An 8,538-nucleotide genomic window follows, 5' to 3' on the forward strand; every position below is an offset into this window, starting at 1 on the left:
CCAGTGACTAATACCGCGCCAATGGATCTCGCCGGCCGCGAAAACCAGCCATCACTTCACGTTGACGGTGATCTGCTTCGACTCAACGGTGGGGTCGAACGGCACGTGGTTCTTGTCGCCCAGCAGCAGCTGCAGGGTGTGCTTGCCCGGCGCCAGGGTGAGCTTGGTTTCCGTCTGGCCCTTGCCGAAGTGGCGGATGTTATCGGTCATCGGCAGCGGCTGGTCCATGGCCGGCTGCTCCTTGAGGTCGACCAGCAGGTGGTGGTGCCCGGTGTTCGGCGAATCGACACCGGCCGGCGCCACGCCCATGCCTTCCAGGCCGAACTTGACGGTGAAGGTCTGGCCGACGGTGGCGCCGTCCTTCGGTTCGATGAAATACACCTTGGCTCCCTCGGGCGCCGGCGTACGCGGCAGACCGGCGGCAAGGGCGGAGCCGGAGGCGGCGAGCAGCAGGCCGGCGAGGCCGAGGCAAGGCAACGTGAGGTTCATGGAGTTCTCCTTTGAGCGGGAAGGGTGGAGGCTCGGCGGGCCATTGCGAGCGAGGCTCCGGCTGGACTCTTCAGCATAGGCTGCCACGCCACCGGCTCAAGGAAAAGAATCCGACAAGGCGTGTCGGAAGGCTCTGCGACGGGACTTTTGCCCGTCAGCCTCCGGCTTCCAGGCCGGCCAGGCAGACCGCCGCGGCGTCCAGCTCCTCCTCGCTGAACACCAGCACCCCGAGGCGCTTGAGCGCCGCCGCGGTGACACCTTCGCCGGGCACCCGCACGCCGCGGAAACTGCCGTCGTAGTTCTCCCGGTTGCCGCAGGACGGGCTGCGCGCCTTGAGGATGGCCAGGCGGATGGCGTGCCGGTTGACCAGCGCCACGGCCTGTTCGGCGCCCTGCACGAAGGCGTGGGTGACGTCCTCGCCGTCGATGGTCAGCACCGGTGCCTCCCCCTTGAGCACCAGCGCGCCGAAACCGCCGGGAATTTCCGCCGGCGCGCGTGGCGTGGGCAGGCCGCCGGCCACCTCCGGGCACAGCGCCACCACCCGGCCCTGGGCCTGCCAGCGCTCCAGCAGGTCGAACGGGCCGTGGGCGCCGCCGTCGTAGCGCACGCGGTGACCGAGCAGGCAACGGCTGACGAGAATCTTCTGCATGGGCGAAACACTCCCTTTTCGATCGCAACAGACTAGCCCGCACATCGCACCCGGTCACCTGGCAGCCGATGGCGGCCCTGTGGCCCATCCTTCGGCTGGAACTGCCGGGCCGGCATGGCCAGCCGGGCGCGCCGCGCGCAGACTGCCTCGCCACACCGCCACCGCGAGGGAACCGCCACCATGGAAAAGATCCTCCACCGCCTGTCGCCACTGCTCGGCGGCCTGCTGTTGTGCACCGCCGGCGCCAGCCAGGCCGCGCTGGAAGCGCTGGACAACGAACACCTCGCGCGCATCAGCGGCCAGGACGGCATCAGCATCCGCGCCGACGTCATGGCCAGCATCGGCAAGGCCGCCTGGAGCGTCGAGGGCGGCAGCGTCTCGCTGCGCAACCTGGTGATCGACAACGGCTGCACCAGCGCCGCCACCTGCCCCGACGGACGCGGCGGCGCCCTGCCCCTGGGGGCGGCGCAGCTGGGCCTGAGCCTGCCGGTGTTCGGCGTCGAGCTGCCGACCCTGCAGGTCGACGTGGTGCGCGGCAGCGGCGGCCAGCAGCAACTGGCGCTGACCCTGCCGGACCTCACCACCATCAACCAGCAGCTCAACGCCAGCGGCCTGCCGGCGCAGACCATCCGCCTGCGCGTGGCCAGCGACCTCTACGTCGGCGAGAACCGCCTGGGCAGCATCGAAATCCGCGATATCCAGGACATCAACGGCACCATCAAGGTCTGGGGGCACTGAGCCCCGGACGGCGTTCAGGCGCGGCGCCGGAACCAGCCGGTCAGCGACAGGCGTTCGCGATTGGCCGGCAGCACCTCGTGGGGGAAGTCGCCGGAGAGGAACAGCACCAGGCTGCCGGCGTGGGGCGGCACGTCCCGCGTCGAGCCGTCGGCCAGGTACAGCCGCAGCTCGCCGGCGTGCTCCGGCCGCCAGTCGTCGTTGAGGTAGAGCACCGCCGAGACGGTGCGCCTGTCGTCGTCGCGGAAGCGATCGAGGTGCTTCTGGTAGATGGCGCCCGGCGGGTACAGGGCGAAGTGCCCCTCGAAGTCCTCCAGGCCCAGGTACAGCTGGCGGTTGAGCACCAGGCGCAGCGCGTCCATCAGCGCCAGGTAGCGGTCGCTGGCACTCGACTGGCCGGGTTCCAGCCACTGGATATGGTCCCCGCGAATGCCCTCGCGCACCGCCTGCCCGGCGCCACGCCCGACCGCGGCCGCGCTCAGCTCGCCGGCCGCCGCGCGGGCGCGGCATTCCACGGCCAGGGCGGCGCCGAGTTCGGCGGGAAGGAAGGCGGGCTGCAGCGACCAGCCGTGCTCGGCGAGGTCATCGGCGGCGTCATGCAACGCGGGGGAATCGGAATGCGGGTTCATGCGCTATTGTAACGCCGGCGACAAGCGCCTCGACAAGCGGGGCCGGGCTTGCCGACAATAGCCGCGGCGGATGGCCACTGTCGCCAGGAGGACCCGATTTGCGTGCACTGTTTGCCCTAGCCCTGCTGATGCTGGGCCTACCCGCCCTGGCCGATGACTACCAGCGCCTGTACCAGGCGGCCGGCTGGCCGGAACAACGCGCGCACTTCAACGATGCCCTGCACGCCGCGCAGAAACGCTACCAGGCCAACCTGCCGCCGGCGCTGTACCAGGCCCTGGTGAACAACAGCGACCAGCGCTTCGCCCCGGCCCAGATCGACGCCCGCGCCCTCGCCGGCCTGCGCCAGAACCTGCCGGAAAGCGGCCCGGCGCTGACCTTCTTCGAATCGCCCCTGGGGCAGAAAGTCGCCAAGGCGGAAACCTTCGCCACCCGCAGCGACCAGCTCAGCCAGTACGCCAAGGGCCTGCCGCGCCAGCAGGCCACGCCGCAGCGCCAGCAACTGGCCCAGCGCCTGGGCCGGGCGCTGCCCGCCAGCGAAGCCGGCGCCGAGGTCAGCATGGCCCTGGCCGGGGTCGCCGCCGACAGCCTCAGCCAGATGCTTCCCGGCCTGCTCGGCCAGGGCGGCGGCGGCCTGCTGCAGGGCCAGCGGCAGAACGTCATACAGCAGATCAGCGCGGACCTCGACAACACCCTGCTGTACGTCTATCGCGGCCTGTCCGACGCCGAGCTGCAGCAGTTCACCGACTTCGCCGAGTCGCCCGCCGGCCACGCCTACTACCAGGCCGCCCTGGCCGCGGTGAAGGCCGGGCTGGCCAGCGACCAGGGGAACTAGCTCAGGCGCTCGCCGAGGAAGTCGAAGTAGCGTCGGCGCAGGGCCTCGCTCTCGTTGGCCAGGTGGTGGCGCGCGCCGGTCAGCAGCAGGCACTCGATGCGCTCGAACTTGCCCTCCAGCACCCGCAGGTTGTAGCGCCAGTCCACCGTCTCGTCGGCGTCGCCCTGCACCACCAGCAGGCTCTGCGGGCTCGGCGGGGCGCCCTCGATATGCGGAATCCAGCGCGCCAGCGCGCCGACCCAGGCGGTGGGCAGGATGCGCGGCTGCAGCGGGTCGCGGTCGCGGAGGAAGGTGAGGAAATCGGCGTCGTTGGAGTTTTCCGTGAACTTGCGCGGAATCGAACCGACGAAGGGCCGCAGCAGCTGGTAACTGAGCTTCGACCAACCCCAGGCGCGCGGGCGCACCAGCGGCGCCAGCAGCAGCGTGCGACCGAGCTCCGGGCGCGGCGCGCCGGTGAGCAGGTAATCGAGCAGGATGGCGCCGCCGGTGCTTTGCCCGCACAGGTGCCAGGGCTGCGGCAGGCCCAGTTGGGCGGCCTGCTCCAGCAGGCCGGCGAGCACCGCCTGGTATTCCTCGAAGTCGTTGATGCTGGCCGCCGCGCCATTGGACAGGCCGTGGCCCGGCAGGTCGCAGGCGATCACCGCCAGGCCCAGCTCCAGCGCCCAGTCGACGATGTGCCCGTACAGGCCCATGTGGTCGTAGTAGCCGTGCAGCAGCACCAGGCTGCCGCGCGCCAGCAGCGGCCGCCAGTACTGCACGGCGATGCGGTAGCCGGCGCAATCGAAACTGCCCAGGCGGCTTTCCAGGCCCGGATGCCGCAGTTCCAGGTCGAGGCCATAGAACGCCTGGTAGGCCTGGGCCTGGCTGTCCATCTCGGCGAACGCCAGCGGTTGCAGGCGTTCACGCAGGATTTCGGGGTGGAAGACTTCTGGCATCGACGCGTTCCGCAAGGTCCGGGGCGCCCGCGAGGGGCGGCGTGGCAGGGCTGGCGGCTATCTTACCGGGATTCGCCGCGCCTGCCCGTGGCCGTCGCGCTGCGGCATGCCGCCGCCGGGTCAAACCGCGAGCAGCATCTACACTTGCCGGGGCCGGCCCATGAAGGGCCGCCGCGCGCCAACAAGGAGCTCGCCATGCCGTTACGCCCCACCCTCGCCCTCTGCGCCCTGCTGTCCCTGCCGCTGCTGGCCGTCGCCGACGACCAGACACCGACCAGCCAGCAGGCGATGTCCGACCACAAGGCCGCGATCGACAACCGCCTGGCCGACATCGACTACAAGCGCAAGCGCATCGTCGAAGCCAACATGGGCCTCACCCCGCAGGAAGGCGAAGCCTTCTGGCCGATCTACAACACCTACCGCACCGAGGCCGAGAAGCTCAGCAAGCAGCACCTCGCGCTGATCTTCGACTACGCCAAGTCCTACAACACCGGCAAGGTTTCCGACGCGTCCGCCAGCGACCTGCTCAAGCGCGCCGAGAAGCTCCAGCAACAGCGCCTGGACCTGCGCAACAAGTACATCGCGCGCATGGCCAAGGCCGTTTCGCCGACCCGCGCCATGCGCTTCCTGCAGATCGAGACGCAGCTCGACGCCATGGCCCTGCTGGACATCGCCCGCGAAGTGCCGCTGGCCGAGTGACCCCGCTCAGCTGGCCGGCCGCTCCGCCAGCCGCCGCCGGAAACGCTCCGGCGGCTCCCCGTACCAGCGCCTGAACGCCCGGTAGAACGGCGACAGTTCGGCGAAACCACAAGCCCTGGCGACCTCGCGGATCGCCATCGGCTCCGCCAGCAGTTCGACCGCGCGCTGCCGGCGCGCTTCTTCATGCAATTCGCGGAAGCTGCTGCCCTGGGCAGCCAGGGCGCGCTGCAGGGCGCCCGCCGACATGCCCAGCACCTGCGCGCACGCCGCCAGGGTGCAGGGCTCACGTCCCAGGCGCAGCCCGAGCAGGTAGCGCAGGCGGTTGAGCAGGTCGTTGCCGCGCAGGCGTTGCAGTTCCTCTTCGGCGTGCCGGCTGAGCAGCGCATGCAGCACCGGGTTGGCCGTGCGCGACGGACGCGCCAGCAGGGCGCGCGGGAACACCAGGGCGTCATGGGCGCAGGCGAAGGCGGGGGTCAGGCCGAACAGCCGCCGGTGTTCGCCCAGGCGGCGTGGCTGGGGGTGGCGGAAGTCGATGGCGAGGCAGTGGAACTCATCGTCGCTGACCAGGCGCAACAGCTTGATGAACAGCAGCACCAGGCACTCCATCTGCTGGCGCATCGGCGCGTAACCCTGGTAGTGGATGTCGACGATCAGCCGTACCCGCTCGCCCTCCTCGCGCAACTGCGCGGCGAGGCCGCCGGAGAGGATGTGCTGGAAGCGCAGGAAACTCTGCAGCGCCTCGCCCAGGTCGCGGCTGGCCAGCAGCAGGTAGCCGACCACGTCGAGCAGGCGCGCGGTCATCGCCTCGGCCAGGTGCAGGCCGATGTCAGGGTCGCCGCTGAGCGACTCCACCGTTTCCCAGAACAGCGGCACTTCGTCATGGGGCAGGCGTCGCTCCGCGCTCGGCGGCGCCAGGTGGCCCTGGCGCAGGGCGCGGCGGTAGACCGCTGCGGGGTCCAGGCCGAGCCGGATCATCGCCTCGTAAAGCAGGCGGCGCACAGTGGGCGAATGGGTCAGCGGAACGCGGGGGGTCGAAGCGTCGGGCAGCATGGCACCTCCAATTGACCAAAGACTTACCGGCTTCGCGTGTTTGGTCAATGATGCCGGCGCCGGCAGTGCGCAGAATCGGCGCATAACAACAAGGAGAGCAGTTGCATGAAACGTACGTTGACCGTTCTTGCCGTACTGGTGGCGGCTGCCGCCGCCGGGGGCGCCTGGTACCTGCACGGCAAGCAGCCGACTCGCGACGGCCTGGCGCAATTGCCCGGGCTGCAGGCCGAGGTCGAGGTGCGCTACGACGAGCGCGGCGTCCCGCACATCAACGCGCAGAACGAAGCCGACCTGTACCGCGCGCTGGGCTATGTGCATGCCCAGGACCGCCTGTTCCAGATGGAGATGCTGCGCCGCCTGGCCAACGGCGAACTGGCCGAGGTGCTGGGGCCCAAGCTGCTCGACACCGACCGCCTGTTCCGCACGCTGCGCCTGCGCCGCCACGCCGTCGCCTACGCCGCCCGCCAGGACCCGCAATCGCCGGCCTGGAAGGCCCTGCAGGCCTACCTCGATGGCGTCAACCAGTACCAGGCCAGCCATCCGAAGCCACTGGAGTTCGACGTGCTGGGCATCCCCAAGCGGCCGTTCACCGTCGAGGACACCCTGGCCGTCTCCGGCTACCTGGCCTACAGCTTCGCCGTGGCGCTGCGCACCGAGCCGGTGCTGACCTACATTCGCGACGACCTCGGCGCCGGCTACCTGAAGGCGTTCGACCTCGGCTGGCACCCCGAGGGCGTGATGCAACGACCCTCCGCCCTCGCGGCGGGCGACTGGAAGGACCTCGGCGCCCTGGCACAGATCAGCCAGCAGGCCCTGGAGTCCGCCGGCCTGCCGCAATACGAGGGCAGCAACGCCTGGGTGGTCTCCGGCAGCCGCACGCGCAGCGGCAAACCGCTGCTGGCGGGCGACCCGCACATCCGCTTCGCCGCGCCCTCGGTGTGGTACGAGGCGCAGCTCAGCGCCCCCGGCTTCGAACTCTACGGCCACCACCAGGCGCTGGTGCCCTTCGCCATGCTCGGCCACAACCGTGATTTCGGCTGGAGCCTGACCATGTTCCAGAACGACGACATGGACCTGGTCGCCGAGAAGACCAACCCGGCCAACCCCGAGCAGGTCTGGTACCACGGCCAGTGGGTGGACCTGCAGCGCGAGGAGGAGAACATCGCGGTCAAGGGCCAGGCCCCGGTCAAGCTGACGCTGCGCAGCTCGCCCCACGGCCCGATCGTCAACGACGCCCTGGGCGCCGCCGCCGGCAAGACCCCGATCGCCATGTGGTGGGCCTTCCTGGAAACCGAGAACCCGCTGCTGGACGCCTTCTACCACCTCGACCGCGCCGAGACCCTGGACAAGGCCCGCGCCGCCGCCACGCAGATCCAGGCGCCGGGGCTCAACGTGGTCTGGGCCAACGCCCGCGGCGACATCGGCTGGTGGGCCTCGGCGCAACTGCCCAAGCGCGCGGCCGGGGCCGATCCGAAGTTCATCCTCGACGGCAGCACTGCCGCCGCCGACAAGGACGGCTTCTACCCGTTCGCCGAGAACCCGCAGGAAGAGAACCCGGCGCGTGGCTATATCGTCTCGGCCAACTTCCAGCCGGTACCGGCCAACGGCCGGCCGGTGCCCGGCTACTACAACCTCGCCGATCGCGGCCGACGGCTGGACCAGCGGCTGTCCGACGGCTCGGTGAAATGGGACCTGCAGAACAGCCAGGCGCTGCAGCTGGACACCGGCACCGACTACGGCCCGCGCACCCTGGAGCCACTGCTGCCGGCGCTGCGCCAGGCCGCCGCCGGCGAGCAGGAGAAGGCCCTGGTCGAGCAGTTGGCCAACTGGAAGGGCGACTTCCCGGTGGATTCGCTGGCCGCCACGCTGTTCAACCAGTTCATCTACGAACTGGCCCGTGGCGCCATGCACGACGAACTGGGCGACGCCCTCTTCAACACCCTGCTGAATACCCGTGAACTCGACAGCGCCCTGCCGCGCCTCGCCGCCGACGACGCCTCGCCCTGGTGGGACGACCGCGGCACGCCGCAGAAGGAAACCCGCGCGGACATCGTCAGGGCCGCCTGGCAGGCGAGCCTGAAACACCTGCGCGACACCTTCGGCCAGGACACGGCGAACTGGCGCTGGGGCAAGGCCCACACCCTCACCCACGTGCACCCGCTGGGCATGCAGAAGCCGCTCGACCGTCTGTTCAACGTCGGCCCGTTCGCGGCCCCCGGCGGCCACGAGGTGCCGAACAACCTCTCGTCGCCCATCGGCCCGGCACCCTGGGCGGTGACCTACGGCCCGTCGACGCGGCGCCTGGTGGACTTCGCCGACCCGACCCACGCCCTGGGCATCAACCCGGTCGGCCAGAGCGGCGTGCTGTTCGACGCGCACTACGCCGACCAGGCCGAGGACTACGTCGACGGCCGCTACCACGCCGAGCACTTCCAGCCCGACGAAGTGGCGGCCAACAGCCATGGCGTGCTGCGACTGGCCCCAGCCGCCCGCTGAGCCTGGCGCAACAACGACGAACC

At 70.3% G+C, this 8,538-nt stretch carries 9 protein-coding genes; 4 read left to right on the forward strand and 5 right to left on the reverse strand.

Annotated elements, in window-relative coordinates; translation table 11 throughout:
* Positions 1-51: 51 nt before the first annotated feature.
* Complete coding sequence (locus P3W75_RS08035) at positions 52-489, reverse strand: DUF4399 domain-containing protein (RefSeq protein WP_276226838.1); 438 nt, start codon at positions 487-489, stop codon at positions 52-54.
* A gap of 154 nt (positions 490-643) precedes the next feature.
* The gene (locus P3W75_RS08040; RefSeq protein ID WP_276226839.1) at positions 644-1,138 is read right to left on the reverse strand and encodes a DUF523 domain-containing protein; all 495 of its coding nucleotides are present in this window, start codon (positions 1,136-1,138) and stop codon (positions 644-646) included.
* Positions 1,139-1,318: 180 nt separating this feature from the next.
* Between P3W75_RS08040 and P3W75_RS08045 the strand changes: the two genes are divergently transcribed.
* Complete coding sequence (locus P3W75_RS08045) at positions 1,319-1,876, forward strand: DUF6160 family protein (protein ID WP_276226840.1); 558 nt, start codon at positions 1,319-1,321, stop codon at positions 1,874-1,876.
* Between the two features lie 14 nt (positions 1,877-1,890).
* Here the strand turns inward: P3W75_RS08045 and P3W75_RS08050 are convergent, their stop codons facing one another.
* Positions 1,891-2,502 carry a 2OG-Fe(II) oxygenase gene (locus tag P3W75_RS08050; protein ID WP_276226841.1) on the reverse strand — a complete coding sequence of 204 codons (612 nt, stop codon included), beginning with the start codon at positions 2,500-2,502 and terminating at the stop codon, positions 1,891-1,893.
* Between the two features lie 98 nt (positions 2,503-2,600).
* On the opposite strand from P3W75_RS08050, the gene P3W75_RS08055 reads away from it, so the two are divergent.
* Positions 2,601-3,335, forward strand: coding sequence for a hypothetical protein (locus P3W75_RS08055; protein ID WP_276226842.1), 735 nt, complete (start codon positions 2,601-2,603; stop codon positions 3,333-3,335).
* Here P3W75_RS08055 and P3W75_RS08060 read toward each other — a convergent pair.
* On the reverse strand, positions 3,332-4,270 hold the full coding sequence (locus tag P3W75_RS08060; RefSeq protein ID WP_276226843.1) for an alpha/beta hydrolase: 939 nt from the start codon (positions 4,268-4,270) through the stop codon (positions 3,332-3,334). The two genes, P3W75_RS08055 and P3W75_RS08060, sit on opposite strands and share 4 nt — an antisense overlap.
* Before the next feature lie 195 nt (positions 4,271-4,465).
* On the opposite strand from P3W75_RS08060, the gene P3W75_RS08065 reads away from it, so the two are divergent.
* Positions 4,466-4,969, forward strand: a complete 504-nt coding sequence (locus tag P3W75_RS08065; protein ID WP_276226844.1) for a transcriptional regulator — start codon at positions 4,466-4,468, stop codon at positions 4,967-4,969.
* 6 nt (positions 4,970-4,975) lie between these two features.
* Here the strand turns inward: P3W75_RS08065 and P3W75_RS08070 are convergent, their stop codons facing one another.
* Positions 4,976-6,019, reverse strand: coding sequence for an AraC family transcriptional regulator (locus P3W75_RS08070; protein ID WP_276226845.1), 1,044 nt, complete (start codon positions 6,017-6,019; stop codon positions 4,976-4,978).
* 105 nt (positions 6,020-6,124) lie between these two features.
* Here P3W75_RS08070 and P3W75_RS08075 point away from each other — a divergent pair, with 105 nt between their 5' ends.
* Positions 6,125-8,515, forward strand: coding sequence for a penicillin acylase family protein (locus tag P3W75_RS08075; protein ID WP_276226846.1), 2,391 nt, complete (start codon positions 6,125-6,127; stop codon positions 8,513-8,515).
* Positions 8,516-8,538 lie beyond the last annotated feature (23 nt).

The sequence above is a fragment of the Pseudomonas citronellolis genome, from assembly GCF_029335315.1.
Lineage (GTDB): Bacteria > Pseudomonadota > Gammaproteobacteria > Pseudomonadales > Pseudomonadaceae > Pseudomonas > Pseudomonas citronellolis_A.

What these genes read in the sequence shown, in the direction of transcription:
- P3W75_RS08035 (WP_276226838.1), bottom strand. Translation starts at nt 489, where the DNA reads ATGAACCTCACGTTGCCTTGCCTCGGCCTCGCCGGCCTGCTGCTCGCC.
- P3W75_RS08040 (WP_276226839.1), bottom strand. Translation starts at nt 1,138, where the DNA reads ATGCAGAAGATTCTCGTCAGCCGTTGCCTGCTCGGTCACCGCGTGCGC.
- P3W75_RS08045 (WP_276226840.1), top strand. Translation starts at nt 1,319, where the DNA reads ATGGAAAAGATCCTCCACCGCCTGTCGCCACTGCTCGGCGGCCTGCTG.
- P3W75_RS08050 (WP_276226841.1), bottom strand. Translation starts at nt 2,502, where the DNA reads ATGAACCCGCATTCCGATTCCCCCGCGTTGCATGACGCCGCCGATGAC.
- P3W75_RS08060 (WP_276226843.1), bottom strand. Translation starts at nt 4,270, where the DNA reads ATGCCAGAAGTCTTCCACCCCGAAATCCTGCGTGAACGCCTGCAACCG.
- P3W75_RS08065 (WP_276226844.1), top strand. Translation starts at nt 4,466, where the DNA reads ATGCCGTTACGCCCCACCCTCGCCCTCTGCGCCCTGCTGTCCCTGCCG.
- P3W75_RS08070 (WP_276226845.1), bottom strand. Translation starts at nt 6,019, where the DNA reads ATGCTGCCCGACGCTTCGACCCCCCGCGTTCCGCTGACCCATTCGCCC.
- P3W75_RS08075 (WP_276226846.1), top strand. Translation starts at nt 6,125, where the DNA reads ATGAAACGTACGTTGACCGTTCTTGCCGTACTGGTGGCGGCTGCCGCC.